Raw genomic sequence first — 15,535 nt, forward strand, 5'->3', positions numbered from 1 at the left:
TTAAATCCCCCTTTTAATCACAATTTGAGTTTCTACTTTCTTATTCGATTTATTTACTATTGATATTTTCCACTTACTGTTGGGATTTGTTTCTTCTATTTCAAAATCCGTAATATCTTTGACTAAAACAGACCCATTACTAGTTATTGATTCATTAGCTTTATCAAATTTATAAATGACGTCATCTAGACTAAATTCAGTATCGCTTAACCAAATTGGGGTTTCAGATTTCCTAATTTCTTTTGTAATCACCTTTAATGCATAACTAATATCGTACAACCCTTCAGCTTTTCCAGATTGATTTTTATATTGTTTTTGGCCAAATAAATGAGTGTTAGAAATCAAAATTATTATCAATGCTCCTATTACAATCACAGCAAGTACTTCAACTAATGTTAGGCCCTTTTCATTGTTCTTGGACTTCTTCATGGTTGATTGACCTCCCAAACTATTAAGTTTTGCATTTTTGCTCGGGGTGTATTTTTCGGCGCAGTTTCGTAAGCCTCTATAATTACAAACTTCATAGACTCGAGGGTTTTCTCTAACCTTAATTCAATTCTAATATTCTCATTTACAATTTCTTTTTTATACTTAAACCATTCTCTTCCATTCTCTACAATAGTAGACGGTGGATCCGGGTATCCGACACTTTTAATTGCTGTATCAATTGCCTCATCTGAAATTGAACCATTGATTTTCCGTACACTATAAATATTCTCCATCTCAGTCTGCGCAATATACGTCGCATCCACAATTTCCTCGGAAGCTTTATTAGTTTTAGCGGATTGCAAAAACATCATCATAAAAGTTGTAATTAATAAGGTTAAAATAACAATCGATGCAACGACTTCAACAAGCGATAATCCATTTTCATTCATTCGCGTTTTGTGTTTATGTTTCGTCATAAGCACCATCCTTTTTATATTCAATCATTGTTTTATTTAGTATTATAATTATGACTAATCCATTCTACCTAACTAATATAATTTATTACTATCTATTAGCCTTATTTGAATCTATTCTACCACACTTCACAGGAAAAATTCACTAATTAAATTACTATTTCTTGGTGTATTTAATATATTCATAGAAGGCTATGGGACATTATTATCTCTTTTTCTACAAATTCCAATTAAACCAAGTAAATTAACTTAAAAAGGCATCTTGCCAGTCGCATATTCCGACTAACAAGATGCCTTTTCATGGTTAGTTTAAAGTTCTTTCAATTCCTGCATACGCTTCTCAACAATCGCATATTTCTCAAGATAATCCTTTTCTTTTGCACGTTCTTCTTCAACGACTGCTGCTGGAGCATTGGATACGAAGCGTTCGTTCGATAATTTTCCTTGAACGAGTTTCACTTCACCTTGCCATTTTTTCAGTTCTTTTTCCAAACGAGCAATTTCTTCGTTGATGTCAAGGAGTCCTTCGAGTGGCAAGAATAGTTCTGCTCCTGTTACGACTGCTGACATTGATTTTTCTGGTGCTGAGATTTCTTTTCCAATTGTTAGTGTTTCCGGGTTACAGAAACGCTCAATGTACGCACGGTTTGATTCCAAAACAGTTACCGTACTGTCGTCTTTTACTGAAATATAAAGTGGTACTTTTTTACTCATTGGAGTATTCACTTCTGCACGAATGTTACGAACCGAGCGAATAATGTCCATGAGTAATTTCATTTCTGTTGCACGTGTTTTATTGGACATGGATTCGTCTACAACTGGCCAAGGAGCAATCGTGATCGATTCGCCTTCATGCGGTAGGTTCTGCCAAATTTCTTCTGTGATGAACGGCATGAACGGATGTAGCAAACGCATTGTGTTGTCGAGTACGTGAGCTAAAACCGAGCGTGTCATGAGCTTAGCCGCCTCGTCTTCACCTTGCATTGGCAACTTAGCCATTTCGATGTACCAGTCACAGAAATCATCCCAGATGAAGTTGTAAAGCGCACGTCCGACTTCACCAAACTCATATTTATCGGCAAGTTTCGTTACTTGGTCAATCGTTTCATTCAATCGTGTTAAGATCCAATCATCCGCGACGGACTTTTTACCAGATAAATCGATTTCTTCAAATTTCAAGCCATCCATGTTCATCAAAGCAAAACGTGATGCGTTCCAGATTTTGTTGGCAAAGTTCCAAACGGATTCAACTTTGTCCATTGAAAACTTAATGTCTTGTCCTGGAGAAGCACCTGTTGAAAGTACATAGCGAAGTGCATCGGCCCCGTATTTTTCAATAACGTCCATTGGATCTACACCGTTATCAAGTGATTTGGACATTTTTCGTCCTTCCGAATCACGTACAAGTCCATGAATTAACACATCGTCAAATGGACGTTTTCCTGTGAACTCAAGTCCTTGGAAAATCATGCGTGACACCCAGAAGAAAATGATGTCATATCCTGTAACAAGTGCATCTGTTGGGTAATAGCGTTTAAACTGTTCGCTCTCCTCATCAGGCCAGTCCATCGTCGAAAACGGCCATAATGCAGATGAGAACCATGTATCTAATACATCTTCATCTTGTTTCCAGTTTTCGATATCTTTAGGAGCTTCTGTACCAACGTACAATTCGCCTGTTTCGTTATGATACCAAGCGGGTATTTGATGTCCCCACCAAAGTTGACGCGAGATACACCAATCATGCACATTTTCCATCCATCTGAGGTACGTATTTTCAAATCGACTTGGAACGAAGTTGACTTTATCTTCCCCTTTTTGCAATTCAATTGCTTGATCCGCTAAAGGTTGCATATTAACGAACCATTGAGTTGATAAATAAGGCTCAACGACTGCGCCGCTTCGTTCAGAGTGTCCTACAGAATGGAGATGCTCTTCAATTTCGAACAAAACATCCATTTCTTGAAGGTCTTTAACAATTTCTTTTCGGCAATCAAACCGGTCCATATCTTTATATTTGCCAGCACGTTCGTTCATTGTACCGTCTTCATTCATCACCAAAACGCGTTCTAAATTATGGCGATTTCCAATTTCAAAGTCATTTGGATCATGCGCAGGTGTGATTTTTACAGCACCGCTACCAAATTCCATATCGACATAATCGTCTGCAACAATGGGAATTTCACGATTGACGATTGGTAAGTTTACCATTTTCCCGATCAGATGTTTATAGCGCTCATCTTCAGGGTGAACTGCAACTGCAGTATCTCCAAGCATTGTTTCTGGGCGAGTTGTAGCAATTTCGATACTTCCGGTTCCGTCTGTTAGTGGGTAACGCATATGATAGAATGCACCCTGCACATCTTTGTGGATAACTTCAATGTCAGAGAGTGCCGTTTTCGTTTTGGGATCCCAGTTAATAATGTATTCACCGCGGTAAATAAGCTTTTTATTATATAGTTTTACAAACACTTCTTGAACAGCTTTTGAAAGACCTTTATCGAGTGTGAATCGTTCACGTGTGTAGTCAAGACCTAAACCAAGTTTGCCCCATTGTTCACGAATATGAGAGGCATATTCTTCTTTCCAATTCCATGTTTCTTCAATGAATTTCTCGCGCCCTAAATCATACCTAGTTTTTCCTTCTGAACGAAGCTTTGCCTCAACGCGTGCTTGTGTCGCAATACCCGCATGGTCCATTCCTGGAAGCCATAGCGCGTCATAGCCTTGCATACGTTTCATACGTGTCAATATATCTTGAAGTGTTGTATCCCACGCGTGACCGAGGTGTAGTTTTCCAGTTACGTTTGGTGGAGGAATTACGATTGTATAAGGCTCTTTATCACTTTCAGGTTGTGCTTCAAAATACTTACCTTTAAGCCACCATTCATAGCGACCTTCTTCGACAGTTTTCGGATCATATTTTGTTGGCATTGTTAATTTTTCTTCCGACATTTTTGTTCCTCCTTTAATTCAGTTCGTGATAACATTCAATTGATTCAAGTGGGATTATTTACCAGTAAAACAAAATAAAAAAACTCCTATCGCCTTAAAGGACGAAGGAGTTGTTCGCGGTACCACCTTTATTCGTGCATAGGAAAAAACCATGCACCTCATACGTTCATAACGGCTTCAAACCGGTTTCCACTACTATAGACATTTTTCATCCAACAAAAAGTGTCCGGTTCACAGAAACTGCTCGCGGGTGACATTCAGCAAATTGTTAGCGGGTCCTTTCACCAATGGTACCCTCTCTTTAGCAAACAAATTTACGTACTATCCCGTTCATCGCATCAATATGCAGTTACCTATAGTATATCGGAACTGCATTCTGCTCGTCAAGTAAATCAAGAAAGGATCGTGTCATGAGAAGAGGATATAACCCTTACTTGCTCCCACCATGGCTTCGGAAAACAAGATTTTTTTGTAAAGGCTGTATTATTCCACTTGCCGTTTTTCAATTGTTGCGTTTATTATTTCTTCCAACGGCTGGGGATTTTCTGCTGTTTTGCCTACTCGCCGGGCTCGCTTTCGCGCTTCACAAAAACATCATTTGACCGAAATAGTGTAGCTGAGAGTCCATCTTGTAATTCTCCAATAAACGAAAGCACTTCGTCGTCAGCATTTATCGAGGATTTATTAATTATCGCGATGGCTGTTTGAACCGCTTCTGATTCGGCAACTGCTTCTTCTTCAACTTCCGCCGTTTCAGGAACGAGTGCGACCGCTTCTGGATACGAACATTCGACATTCCAAACAACTCCAAAAACGCCTTGTCCGTCAACCTCTGACTTCGAATGTTTAACAACAACATCAAGAGGCGTCCCCGCTTCTGCCGGGAGATCGATATTCAACGGAACTGCATATTCAAAATAACCAACTTGCTCTTCAAGGTCGACGTCGTCTACGAGTATTACTTTTTCAGACAATTCTGCAGCACGTTCGCCTTCGTTGAATGAAACATTTGCAGCAATATGATAAATCCCTGTCAGACGGACGGCGTCTTCATCTCGTTCTTCCGTAAATCGTGGTGTGACACTAATCGCTACAGCCTTTGCTGGAATACCCGCAAACTCAGGAAAGGCAAATTGTTCTTTCATTTCCCATTGAACAGTTTTCATATAATTCCTCCTTCATATTCCTTCACTCACAATTGTATGCGCGAATCGATATCCTTAGAAGGAGGTGGGGGTTAATTATGGGAGTGGGGTTGGTTGGCCTATCGGCGGATTTGGTTGCACTAAGAGTGGACTTGGTTGAGCTACGATCTAGTTTCGTTGCACTCCGTGATTTTGGTTGTACAATGAGCGAGTTTGGTTGAGCTATGAGCGAACTTCGTTGCACTCATTTAATTTGTTGGACTACGACCTGATTCGTTGAACTACGAGCTGGCTTTGTTGCACTACATAAACTTTGGTTTAGCTACGAACTAGTTTCGTTGCACTCCCGAATTTTGGTTGTACAACGAGCGAGTTTTGTTTCACTACGAACGGACTTCGTTGCACTCAGTTAATTTGTTGGATTACGATCAGACTTTGTTGCTCTCCATTGTTTTGTTTGAACTCCATAAAATTTGGTTGTACTACGAGCGGGCTTGGTTGTAGTACATAAACTTTGGTTGAGCTATGACCTAGTTTGGTTGCACTCCATAGTTTTCGTTGTACTACGATGGAAATTGGTTGCACTACGACCGTACTTCGTTGCACTCAGTTAATTTGTTAGATTACGATCAGACTTTGTTGCTCTCCATAGTTTTGGTTGAACTCCATAAAATTTGGTTGCACTACAAACGAGCTTTGTTGTACTACATAAACCCTGGTTGAGCTACGACCTATTTTTGTTGCACTCTAGAATTTTGGTTGTACTACGAGCGAGTTTGGTTGCACGACAGGCGGACTTCGTTGCACTCAGTTAATTTGTTGGACTACGATCAGACATTGTTGCTCTCAATAGTTTTGGTTGAACTCCATAAAATTTGGTTGTACTACGAACGAGCTTTGTTGCACTCCGTAAACTTTGGTTGCACTAGGACCAGACTTGGTTGGTCTACGACGTAGTTTAGTTGCGCTCCATAGTTATTGTTGGACTACGAGCTAACTTGGTTGCACTACACAATATTTTCGTTGTACTACGAGCCAGCTTCGTTGCACGACCGCCCTCACACGCCCCTCCCCACCATCAAAAACCCAACCAAAAAAGCCTTCCCCGAAAATTAATTCGAGGAAGGCTTTATAATTTTACTTTGCAAGTTTCGCAAATACTGTATGGAATGCTTCGACCGTTTTAGCGATATGCTCTTCGGTATGGGCACTTGATAGGAACATGCCTTCAAACTGTGATGGGGGAATAAAGATTCCTTCTTCTGCCATCAGTTTAAAGTATTCAGCAAAGAGTGTTAAATCCGATGTTTTGGCTTGATCGTAATTCGTTACTTTTTCGTTTGTGAAGAAGAAACCGATCATTGAACCCGCTCTGTTGACTGTGTGTGGAATGTTGTATTTTGTTGCTGCTTCACGGAAACCTGCTTCCAGCTGATCGCCCAATTTAATGAATTGGTCGTAGGATGCGGGTGTTAGTTTTTTAAGTGTTTCAATTCCAGCTGTCATTGCAAGTGGGTTTCCAGACAATGTACCCGCTTGGTAGACTGTGCCTGATGGCGCGACGTTCTCCATGATGGATTTTTTCCCACCATAAGCCCCTACAGGAAGCCCTCCGCCGATTACCTTGCCAAGACATGTCAAGTCCGGAGTGATGCTGTAATGACCTTGTGCGCAGTTGTAACCTACGCGGAAGCCTGTCATTACTTCATCAAAAATAAGGATTGTTCCGTTCTTTTCTGTAAGTTCACGAAGGCCTTCTAGGAAACCTGGTACTGGAGGCACGACGCCCATATTCCCAGCAACTGGCTCTACGATAACCGCAGCCAAGTCGTCACCGAATTCATCAAAAGCGACTTTAACGCTTTCTAAATCATTGTAAGCAACTGTAATTGTATTTTTAGCAACAGATTCTGATACGCCCGGGCTATCCGGAAGTCCAAGTGTCGCTACACCAGAACCTGCTTTAATAAGCAATGAATCCGCATGTCCGTGGTAACATCCTTCAAACTTCAGAATCTTGTCACGGCTAGTCACTCCACGTGCTAAGCGAAGCGCACTCATCGTAGCTTCAGTTCCTGATGAAACCATACGAACCATTTCCATTGATGGGACACGTTCAATAACCAAATTTGCCAGTTCGTTTTCAGCGAGTGTTGGTGCACCAAAACTTGCTCCGGTTTCAGCAACACGTTGAATACCTGCTACTACGTCTGGATCACTATGACCGAGAATAAGTGGTCCCCATGACAATACATAGTCAATGTATTCGTTGCCATCAATGTCTGTAATGACCGCACCTTTTCCACTTGCCATAAAAATTGGATCCATGTTGACGGATTTAAATGCACGTACAGGTGAGTTCACACCGCCCGGCATTAAATTTACAGCTTCTGAAAAAGCTTTCTTAGAGTTTTCATACGTATTCGTCAATTACTTCTCCTCCAACCAGCGTGCTGCATCTTTAGCATGATAGGTCATGATGATATCTGCTCCCGCACGCTTTATACTTGTCAACGTTTCGAGTACGACTTCTTTTTCATTGATCCAACCGTTTAGCGCTGCCGCTTTAATCATTGAGTATTCTCCACTCACGTTATAAGCAACAACGGGCAGCGTAAAGTTATTTTTCACGTCACGAATAATATCTAAGTAAGAAAGTGCTGGCTTAACGATTAAGAAATCAGCACCTTCACTGACATCAGATTCCGCCTCGCGCATCGCTTCGATACGGTTTGATGGATCCATTTGGTACGTCTTTCGGTCTCCGAACTGCGGCGCTGAGTGAGCTGCGTCGCGGAAAGGACCATAATAAGCCGATGTATATTTAACCGCATACGACATGATTGGAATATCTTCAAATCCAGCGTTATCCAAACCTTGACGGATTGCTGCAACGAAACCATCCATCATATTAGACGGTGCGATGATATCAGCGCCTGCTTCTGCTTGGCTTACAGCTGTGCGTGTTAACAGTTCCAATGATGAATCGTTCATCACTTTGCCGTTTTCGATAATTCCACAGTGTCCATGGTCCGTATATTGACAAAGGCATGTATCGGCAATAACAACAAGTTCAGGATGACGTTCCTTCACAAAACGAGTCGCTTTTTGAACGATTCCTTCAGCAGCATACGCTTGAGTTCCAAGTGCATCTTTCACATTTGGTATACCGAATAAGATAATTGACGGAATCCCAAGTGATACAACTTCATCTACTTCAGTTGCTAGATGATCAAGAGATAATTGGAACACTCCCGGCATTGATTGGATTGGATTTTTTACATCTTCTCCTTCAACAACAAATATCGGATAGATAAAGTTCTCTTTTCGTAAAACGGTTTCTTGAACCATCGAACGTAGTCCACTTGTACCGCGTAAGCGTCTATTTCTTCTAAAATGTAAGTTGCTCATTTGCTTTCATCCTTTTCATTTGACGAGTTCTAATACCAAGTCTTTCAATGTGTACACATCGGGCCTAACGTCTACGGATGCACCTGCTTCAATAAGTGCACGTTCCGTTACATGACCAATTGCTCCAATTTTAAAGCCGTTCCAACCTGTAGTCGGTGCAATTTCTTCGGAAAATACTTTGACCGCAGATGGACTTGCAAATAAAATTGTGATCTTTTGATTCTCACGTAGCAACTCTTTAAGCGCATCAACATTTTGAGTTGCTTTTTCCGTAGTATAAACTGTCCATTCATCAACTTCAAATGGTAGTTCTTCTTTAATCGTAACTCCTGCAATTGAACCTCTAAGAAAAAGTAAACGGCGCAAATCATTTTCAGTTGGTTTGAATTCTTTGACGAACACATCCGCACTGAACACGCTGGGGATAAATTGAACCGTAAACCCAATCTTCTCAAGCGCGGCAGCTGTACGTGTTCCGATTGCCGCAATGTTGGAAGGAATCGCATCCGGATCCATTCCAAATCGCTTGATTTTTGCATCAAATGCTTCGACCGCACTTTGACTTGTGAAAATAAGCCAATCATACGTTGGACATGCTTCTAGCCGTAATTTATCCGTAGACTCCGTCAACTCTGCTACTTGAATAAGTGGCAAAGAAACAGGCTTGCCTCCATATTGCGCTACAATTTCGTACACATCTTCCGATTTCGGTGTGCCTGTAAAGATGATTGTCTCATCTTTCAACGATTGACCGTTACGCATCCATCTCTGCCTTTACTTTCTCGATGACTTCAGAAGCACCTTCAGCGCGCAATGTTTTCGCAACTTCTTTTCCAGCATTCACTGGATCCGAATTAATGACCGTCTGTTTAAATACTTGGCTTGCGTCAGGCGAAGCAATATATCCTGTAAACTCAATATTCGTGCCGTCATATTTTGCAAATCCACCGATTGGAACTTGGCAAGAGCCGTCCATTTCAAATAAAAATGTGCGTTCAGCTTCGACTTCTTTCCATGTTTTTTCATCCGTCATTTTATTCAATTCTGCGAGTAGTTCAGTATCCTCAGATCGACACTCAATCGCGAGCGCCCCCTGTCCAACAGCTGGAATGCAATCCTCGACAGACATATATTCAGTTACAACGTCTTCGCTCCACCCCATGCGCTTCAAGCCGGCAGCTGCAAGTAAAATTGCGTCATATTCACCGTCTTTTAACTTTTGTAGACGGGTATCAATGTTTCCGCGAATCCATTTCACGTCGAGATCCGGACGAAGCATTAACAATTGGGAGCTTCTACGTAAACTAGACGTTCCGACTACTGCTCCAGCTGGCAGATCTAAAAACTTCACATGACCATTTGAAATGAATGCATCCCTTGCATCTTCACGCGGCGGAATACAACCGATTACAAGACCTTCTGGTAATTCGGATGGCATATCTTTCATGCTATGTACCGCAAAATCGATTTCTTTATCAAATAGGGCTTGTTGAATTTCTTTTACAAAAAGACCTTTTCCTCCAACTTTAGATAACATAACATCTAAGATTTGGTCGCCTTTTGTAACGATGATTTTCACTTCAAACTCAAACGGTGCACCTGCAGCTTTCATTGCTTCAATAAATTGATTGGTTTGCGTCCGTGCAAGTTTACTTCTTCTTGTTCCAACGATAATTTTTCTCATGTTTTCTCAACCTCTCTTTAATCAACTACATCCAAAAATGAAATTCCGATAAACTGCTGCCTAGAAAGAAATTAATAATAACAAACAAAAATGCATATATGTTCACCCATGCGTATTGATTTCCAATTAGCTTATTACTTTTCCGTAGAACTAATACAGCACTATAAATTAAGAGCAACAGAAACGAGCCGATAATTTTCATATCAAAGACCGACCACTCTTCTAGCCCCGTGTAGGCAAACTGCACACCTAAAATCAAGCTTATGAGCAGAAAAGGTATTCCAGTCAACAACGAAACCATAATGCCTGTATCGGCTTGCTGGAGCGATGGCAGTCGCGCAAACTGTTTCGACCATTTTCGCTGTTTCAATATTTTATAAATAAGTAAATATAAAATGGATGAGACGAACGACATGGCAAAAGCTACATACGAAAGAATTGCAAACGTAATATGAATGAACAACAACTCCGTAATTAGTGTTTCACCAATTGGAGATGTATGAATTTGTACAGGCGCAAATGTATGAATTGTCATCAAAATAAAACCAATCACATTCAGAAAAAAGATGGCACTGTCGACTTTGAAGAATAAATGAAGCACTATGGATAATGTTATTAAAAGCCACGCATAAAAGTAAATGCCCTCAAACAACGATAATATCGGAAACCTTTTCGTTTCAACGATGTACATAACAAGGAATACCGTTTGCATTAAATATACACACGACAATATCCAAAATGCACTTCGATGCGCTAGTTTGTCTTTATTTAAGTAATCTATAAAATAAAAAACAAGGCTGATTGCATATAAGATGACCATCCATTCGTGCAACCTTGCCATCGACATATCAGCCATAGGCCATCAACCCTTTCAAAAAAAGAAGGTTTCTGCATCTATACAGATACGAAAACCCTCTATTTGACAAACTGAACTTATTTAAAACGACAATTCAGATTGAGCTATCGCATTCTTCTCTCTTCTAACACGCAATCGTTCTTTCGAAAGTGCCGCAAGCGCTTCTTTTTCATTCGCAACTTCTTCATCGATTGCAAAGATTTGCTGAAACAACGCGAGCTTCTCAGATGATTTCGACTCCATTGCAAGTTCTTTAACTTGTTGAATTGGATCTTTCAAAAGTTGGTTAATAATCGATTTTGTATGTTTGCTCAGTACTTTTTTCTCTCGCTCTGTAAGTTCAGGCATCTTATTTAAAATACTCTCCATAGTGTCCGCTTGAATTCGGTTCGCTTTTTGACGCAATGCAGAAATAACTGGAACGACGCCTAGAGTAATAAGCCATTCTTTGAATTCTATGATCTCACCTGAAATCATTTCTTGAATTTGTTCAGCTGCTTGCTCACGTTCCGCTAAATTCGCCTCAACGATATCTTTTAAATCATCAATATCATATAAAAACACATTCGGTAATTCAGTAATTCGCGGATCTAAATCACGAGGTACCGCAATGTCGACCATGAAGATGGGCCTACCTTTTCGAAGTCGTTCAACATACTTCATAAGTTCAAAGTCAATCACATAGTCAGTTGCTCCTGTAGAACTAATCAGGATATCCGCTTCCAGAAGTGTGCATTGCAACTCCCCCATTGGTTTTGCAATTCCATCAAACTTCTGTGCTAATTCTTCTGCTGTTGAAAGCGTTCGGTTCACAACTGTAACTTTGCTTGCACCACTTCCTTGCAAGTTTTGTAGAGCTAATTCGCCCATTTCACCTGCGCCAAGAATTGCTACATGTTTATTTTTAAGTGTACCGAATATTTTTTTACCAAGCTCAACTGCAGCATAAGAGACAGACAAGGCATTTTCGCCAATTGCTGTTTCTGTATGTGCCCTTTTAGCAAAAGTTACAGCTTTCTTAAATAACTCATTAAAAATTGTTCCTGTTGTTCCTATCGACTGCGCTTCAAGAAAGCGATCTCGGACTTGCCCAATAATTTGCGTCTCTCCAAGTACCATCGAATCAATTCCAGCAGATACTTTCATAAGATGTTCAATCGCTTGATCATTCTCATGGACAATTAAATGCGATTCGAATGACTCAATGGAAAGGTCAAACCAGTCCGCAAGAAAACGTTTCACATAATAGCGTCCTGTATGCAGCTGATCGACTACCGCGTATATTTCAGTCCGATTGCATGTAGATATTATTATATTTTCTAAAATGCTTTTTTGTTGTTGTAATGTTTCCATCGCTTGTGGCAATTCAGATTCCACGAACGATAACTTCTCCCTAATCTCAACGGGAGCTGTACGATGGTTAACACCGACTATGATTGTATGCACCGAATCGTCACACCTCTCAATTTCTAATTCACGGTTTTAATTATAACATAGTACATCTATCTGCAATCAAATAATTATGAACATCATATGACTTTGAATAGTATATTAGGATTTTTGATTCCAATAAACCTTAGCATCCATATGCAGCAGTGCAGATGAAAAAAGCCCATTTTGATGAATTTCCATCAAAACGGGCAAGTTTTACATTCTACTTTCAATCAATTTCCACGCTTCGTCCATGCCAATTCCTTTTTCCGAAGAAAACACAACAACGGGATCATCGATACGCATTTGTAAACGTTCGCGTACAATCTTTTTATGTTTCTCCCATTTACCTTTTGGAATTTTATCTGCTTTTGTCGCAATAATAATGGCAGGAACATCATAGTCCACTAGAAAATCGTACATTGCACAATCATCGGCTGTAGGTGGATGACGTAAGTCTACGATTTGGATAACCGCACGCAATTCTTCACGCGTAGTTACATACTCCTCAATCATCGGACCCCATTTAGCACGTTCGCTTTTTGAAATCTGTGCGTAACCATATCCCGGCACATCAACAAAAAACAACTGTTCTTCGATTTTATAAAAATTGAGCGTTTGCGTCTTCCCTGGTTTTGAAGAAGTACGCGCAAGACTCTTTCTTCCTATCATCTTATTGATGAATGAAGACTTTCCTACGTTTGAACGTCCAGCAAGGGCAAATTCTGGATACCCTTCTGTTGGATATTGTTCCGGTCTAACAGCACTCATAATCATTTCTACGTTATGCACTTTCATATGCCAATTTCCTCCAATGCAATTTTCAGCACTTCTTCAGCATCTGAAACAAGCTTAAATGTTAATTGTTCGCGTACACTTTCTGGAATATCTTCAATATCACGCTCGTTATCATTAGGAAGAATAATCGTTGTCAATCCTGCTCGGTGGGCACTCAATGCTTTTTCTTTCAGTCCACCAATCGGCAACACACGCCCCCGCAACGTAACTTCACCTGTCATTCCGACTTCTCTTCGGATTTTACGTGTAGTAAGTGCAGAAACTAATGCCGTGACAATTGTGATTCCAGCTGAAGGACCATCTTTTGGTGTAGCACCTTCTGGAACGTGAATATGGATATCGTTGTTTTCATGGAAATCCGGAGCAATGCCAAATTCTTTCGTTTTCGAACGAACGTATGAAAGAGCTGTTTGAGCAGATTCTTTCATGACATCTCCTAATTTTCCAGTTAACAATAACTTTCCCTTACCTGGTGATAATGAAACCTCTATTTGTAACGTATCGCCACCTACTTGAGTATAAGCAAGACCTGTTGCTACCCCTACTTGGTTGACAGTTTCCGCTTGTCCATATCTGAACCTTTTTTTACCTGCAAGTGATTCAAGTGTGTTTGTACTTACAGTAACACTTTTCTTTTCACCCGCAACAATTAGTTTAGCTGCTTTTCTACAGATACCAGCAATTTGACGCTCCATGCCACGAACTCCAGCCTCTCTCGTATAATAACGAATGAGGTCCATAATTGCATCATCTTGGAAGCGAACTTGTGCTTTTTTCAAGCCATGCTCTTTTAATTGCTTAGGAATTAAATGATTTTTAGCAATCATTTGCTTCTCCATTTCGGTATAACCCGGAATCGATATGATTTCCATACGATCTAACAACGGCCTAGGAATCGAACTTAAATCATTTGCTGTCGCAATAAACAAGACATTCGAAAGGTCGTACGTCTCTTCAATGTAATGGTCGCTAAACGTCGAGTTCTGTTCAGGATCGAGCACTTCTAACATTGCTGAAGAAGGGTCCCCACGGAAGTCGTTCGACATTTTATCGATTTCATCCAATAAGAAGACAGGATTCACTTTCCCTGCTTTTTTCATCCCCTGAATGATTCGACCAGGCATAGCCCCTACATATGTACGTCGATGACCCCTAATTTCAGATTCGTCCCTTACGCCACCAAGGGATACTCGGACAAACTTTCGACCAAGAGATTCTGCAATTGAACGCGCAAGTGATGTTTTCCCAACTCCAGGTGGTCCTTCTAGACATAAAATCGGCCCACGTAACGAATTCGTAAGTTGGCGAACCGCTAAATATTCAAGTATGCGCTCTTTAACTAAATCAAGCCCTGCATGATCACGGTCCAAAATAGCTTCCGACACCTTAATATCAAGCTGATCTTTTGTCGAATCTGACCAAGGTAAAGAAACAAGCCATTCAATGTACCCTCGAATAATACCACTTTCCGCAGAAGCTGTCGGGATTTTTTCGTATCTTTCAATTTCAGCAAGTACAGCCTCTTTTGCACTGCTCGGCAATCCCGCCTTTTCAAGACGCTTTAAAAAGTCGGCAACTTCCAACCCTTTGCCATCTTTGTCTCCTAACTCAGTCTGAATTGCTTTCATTTGCTCGCGCAGATAAAATTCTTTTTGAGTTCGTTCCATCGCTTCTTTTACACGATTGTTAATTTTTCGTTCCAGTTCAAGCACTTCTTGCTCATTAGATAAACGACTTAGAAGCCATTCCATACGCTCATTGACGTCAAACTCTTCCAACACTTCTTGTTTCGCAACAATTTTAAGTGGCAAATGAGAGGCAATCATATCAGCGAGTCTTCCCGGCTCTTCAATTGCCGCAACCGAGTCGTATGTTTCCCTCGTAACTTTATTTGAAACTTTCGAATACTTTTTGAAATAACGAAGAAGCGTTCTCATAAGTGCTTCCGTTTCAGGATCTTTTTCAACGCTATCTGGAGTACTGACTACATCCACAACTGGAAATAAATCATCTTCCTGATAATGCATCCACTCCGCTCGTTCCATTCCTTCAATAAGAACGCGATACGTTCCATTCGGTAATTTAGTCATTGATTTAACAAGAGCAAGAACACCAATTTCATAAAGATCGTCTGGATCTGGGTTCTCTACAGTAATGTCTTGCTGTGTTGCCAAAAAGATTAAATTATTCTTTGCAATCGCATGTTCAATCGCAAATACGGACCGTTCTCGTCCTACGTCAATATGTATAACCATCGTAGGGTATACGAGTAGCCCACGAAGCGGGAGTAATGGTATTTGTTCATTTTTAATAGTTCCCATGCCGAAGTCACCTCTGTCAATATTTTCATCGA

Annotated in this window: 13 protein-coding genes and 1 other annotated feature; of the genes, 1 reads left to right on the forward strand and 12 read right to left on the reverse strand. The window is 40.5% G+C overall.

Annotated elements, in window-relative coordinates; all coding sequences use genetic code 11:
- The 4 genes from ACXYMX_RS05460 to ACXYMX_RS05475 all read right to left on the reverse strand — a co-directional run bounded on the left by ACXYMX_RS05460 (position 1) and on the right by ACXYMX_RS05475 (position 5,023).
- Positions 1–429: a PilW family protein gene (locus tag ACXYMX_RS05460; RefSeq protein WP_459043230.1), complete on the reverse strand. Its 429-nt coding sequence runs from the start codon at positions 427–429 to the stop codon at positions 1–3.
- Positions 426–905: a type IV pilus modification PilV family protein gene (locus tag ACXYMX_RS05465; protein WP_459043231.1), complete on the reverse strand. Its 480-nt coding sequence runs from the start codon at positions 903–905 to the stop codon at positions 426–428. Before ACXYMX_RS05465 ends, ACXYMX_RS05460 begins: the two co-directional genes overlap by 4 nt.
- 306 nt (positions 906–1,211) lie before the next feature.
- Complete coding sequence (locus ACXYMX_RS05470) at positions 1,212–3,857, reverse strand: valine--tRNA ligase (protein ID WP_459043232.1); 2,646 nt, start codon at positions 3,855–3,857, stop codon at positions 1,212–1,214.
- Positions 3,858–3,951: 94 nt separating this feature from the next.
- Positions 3,952–4,200 (reverse strand) — a binding site (T-box leader).
- A 214-nt stretch (positions 4,201–4,414) separates the two neighbouring features.
- Positions 4,415–5,023, reverse strand: coding sequence for a hypothetical protein (locus ACXYMX_RS05475; protein WP_459043233.1), 609 nt, complete (start codon positions 5,021–5,023; stop codon positions 4,415–4,417).
- A 77-nt stretch (positions 5,024–5,100) separates the two neighbouring features.
- On the opposite strand from ACXYMX_RS05475, the gene ACXYMX_RS05480 reads away from it, so the two are divergent.
- Positions 5,101–5,223 carry a hypothetical protein gene (locus ACXYMX_RS05480; RefSeq protein ID WP_459043234.1) on the forward strand — a complete coding sequence of 41 codons (123 nt, stop codon included), beginning with the start codon at positions 5,101–5,103 and terminating at the stop codon, positions 5,221–5,223.
- Positions 5,224–6,139: 916 nt separating this feature from the next.
- Here ACXYMX_RS05480 and hemL read toward each other — a convergent pair.
- From hemL to lon, 8 genes are all read right to left on the reverse strand, one after another.
- Complete coding sequence (hemL, locus tag ACXYMX_RS05485; protein WP_459043235.1) at positions 6,140–7,432, reverse strand: glutamate-1-semialdehyde 2,1-aminomutase; 1,293 nt, start codon at positions 7,430–7,432, stop codon at positions 6,140–6,142.
- Positions 7,433–8,413: a porphobilinogen synthase gene (gene hemB / locus ACXYMX_RS05490; protein WP_459043236.1), complete on the reverse strand. Its 981-nt coding sequence runs from the start codon at positions 8,411–8,413 to the stop codon at positions 7,433–7,435. It abuts the gene before it with no gap.
- Between the two features lie 15 nt (positions 8,414–8,428).
- The gene (locus ACXYMX_RS05495) at positions 8,429–9,175 is read right to left on the reverse strand and encodes a uroporphyrinogen-III synthase (RefSeq protein ID WP_459043237.1); all 747 of its coding nucleotides are present in this window, start codon (positions 9,173–9,175) and stop codon (positions 8,429–8,431) included.
- Positions 9,168–10,097: a hydroxymethylbilane synthase gene (gene hemC / locus ACXYMX_RS05500; RefSeq protein WP_459043238.1), complete on the reverse strand. Its 930-nt coding sequence runs from the start codon at positions 10,095–10,097 to the stop codon at positions 9,168–9,170. The genes ACXYMX_RS05495 and hemC overlap by 8 nt, the downstream gene beginning before the upstream one ends.
- Before the next feature lie 25 nt (positions 10,098–10,122).
- On the reverse strand, positions 10,123–10,953 hold the full coding sequence (locus ACXYMX_RS05505) for a cytochrome C assembly family protein (protein ID WP_459043239.1): 831 nt from the start codon (positions 10,951–10,953) through the stop codon (positions 10,123–10,125).
- A gap of 81 nt (positions 10,954–11,034) precedes the next feature.
- Entirely contained in the window at positions 11,035–12,399 is a 1,365-nt protein-coding gene (gene hemA / locus ACXYMX_RS05510; protein ID WP_459043240.1) for a glutamyl-tRNA reductase, read from the reverse strand.
- Between the two features lie 201 nt (positions 12,400–12,600).
- On the reverse strand, positions 12,601–13,182 hold the full coding sequence (gene yihA, locus ACXYMX_RS05515; protein ID WP_459043241.1) for a ribosome biogenesis GTP-binding protein YihA/YsxC: 582 nt from the start codon (positions 13,180–13,182) through the stop codon (positions 12,601–12,603).
- Positions 13,179–15,503 carry an endopeptidase La gene (gene lon / locus ACXYMX_RS05520; protein ID WP_459043242.1) on the reverse strand — a complete coding sequence of 775 codons (2,325 nt, stop codon included), beginning with the start codon at positions 15,501–15,503 and terminating at the stop codon, positions 13,179–13,181. Before lon ends, yihA begins: the two co-directional genes overlap by 4 nt.
- Between the last annotated feature and the right edge of the window lie 32 nt (positions 15,504–15,535).

It is taken from the genome of Sporosarcina sp. CAU 1771 (genome assembly GCF_054482775.1).

What these genes read in the sequence shown, in the direction of transcription:
- yihA (WP_459043241.1), bottom strand. Translation starts at nt 13,182, where the DNA reads ATGAAAGTGCATAACGTAGAAATGATTATGAGTGCTGTTAGACCGGAA.
- hemB (WP_459043236.1), bottom strand. Translation starts at nt 8,413, where the DNA reads ATGAGCAACTTACATTTTAGAAGAAATAGACGCTTACGCGGTACAAGT.
- lon (WP_459043242.1), bottom strand. Translation starts at nt 15,503, where the DNA reads ATGGGAACTATTAAAAATGAACAAATACCATTACTCCCGCTTCGTGGG.
- ACXYMX_RS05480 (WP_459043234.1), top strand. Translation starts at nt 5,101, where the DNA reads ATGGGAGTGGGGTTGGTTGGCCTATCGGCGGATTTGGTTGCACTAAGA.
- ACXYMX_RS05465 (WP_459043231.1), bottom strand. Translation starts at nt 905, where the DNA reads ATGACGAAACATAAACACAAAACGCGAATGAATGAAAATGGATTATCG.
- ACXYMX_RS05495 (WP_459043237.1), bottom strand. Translation starts at nt 9,175, where the DNA reads ATGCGTAACGGTCAATCGTTGAAAGATGAGACAATCATCTTTACAGGC.
- hemC (WP_459043238.1), bottom strand. Translation starts at nt 10,097, where the DNA reads ATGAGAAAAATTATCGTTGGAACAAGAAGAAGTAAACTTGCACGGACG.
- ACXYMX_RS05505 (WP_459043239.1), bottom strand. Translation starts at nt 10,953, where the DNA reads ATGGCTGATATGTCGATGGCAAGGTTGCACGAATGGATGGTCATCTTA.
- ACXYMX_RS05470 (WP_459043232.1), bottom strand. Translation starts at nt 3,857, where the DNA reads ATGTCGGAAGAAAAATTAACAATGCCAACAAAATATGATCCGAAAACT.
- ACXYMX_RS05460 (WP_459043230.1), bottom strand. Translation starts at nt 429, where the DNA reads ATGAAGAAGTCCAAGAACAATGAAAAGGGCCTAACATTAGTTGAAGTA.
- ACXYMX_RS05475 (WP_459043233.1), bottom strand. Translation starts at nt 5,023, where the DNA reads ATGAAAACTGTTCAATGGGAAATGAAAGAACAATTTGCCTTTCCTGAG.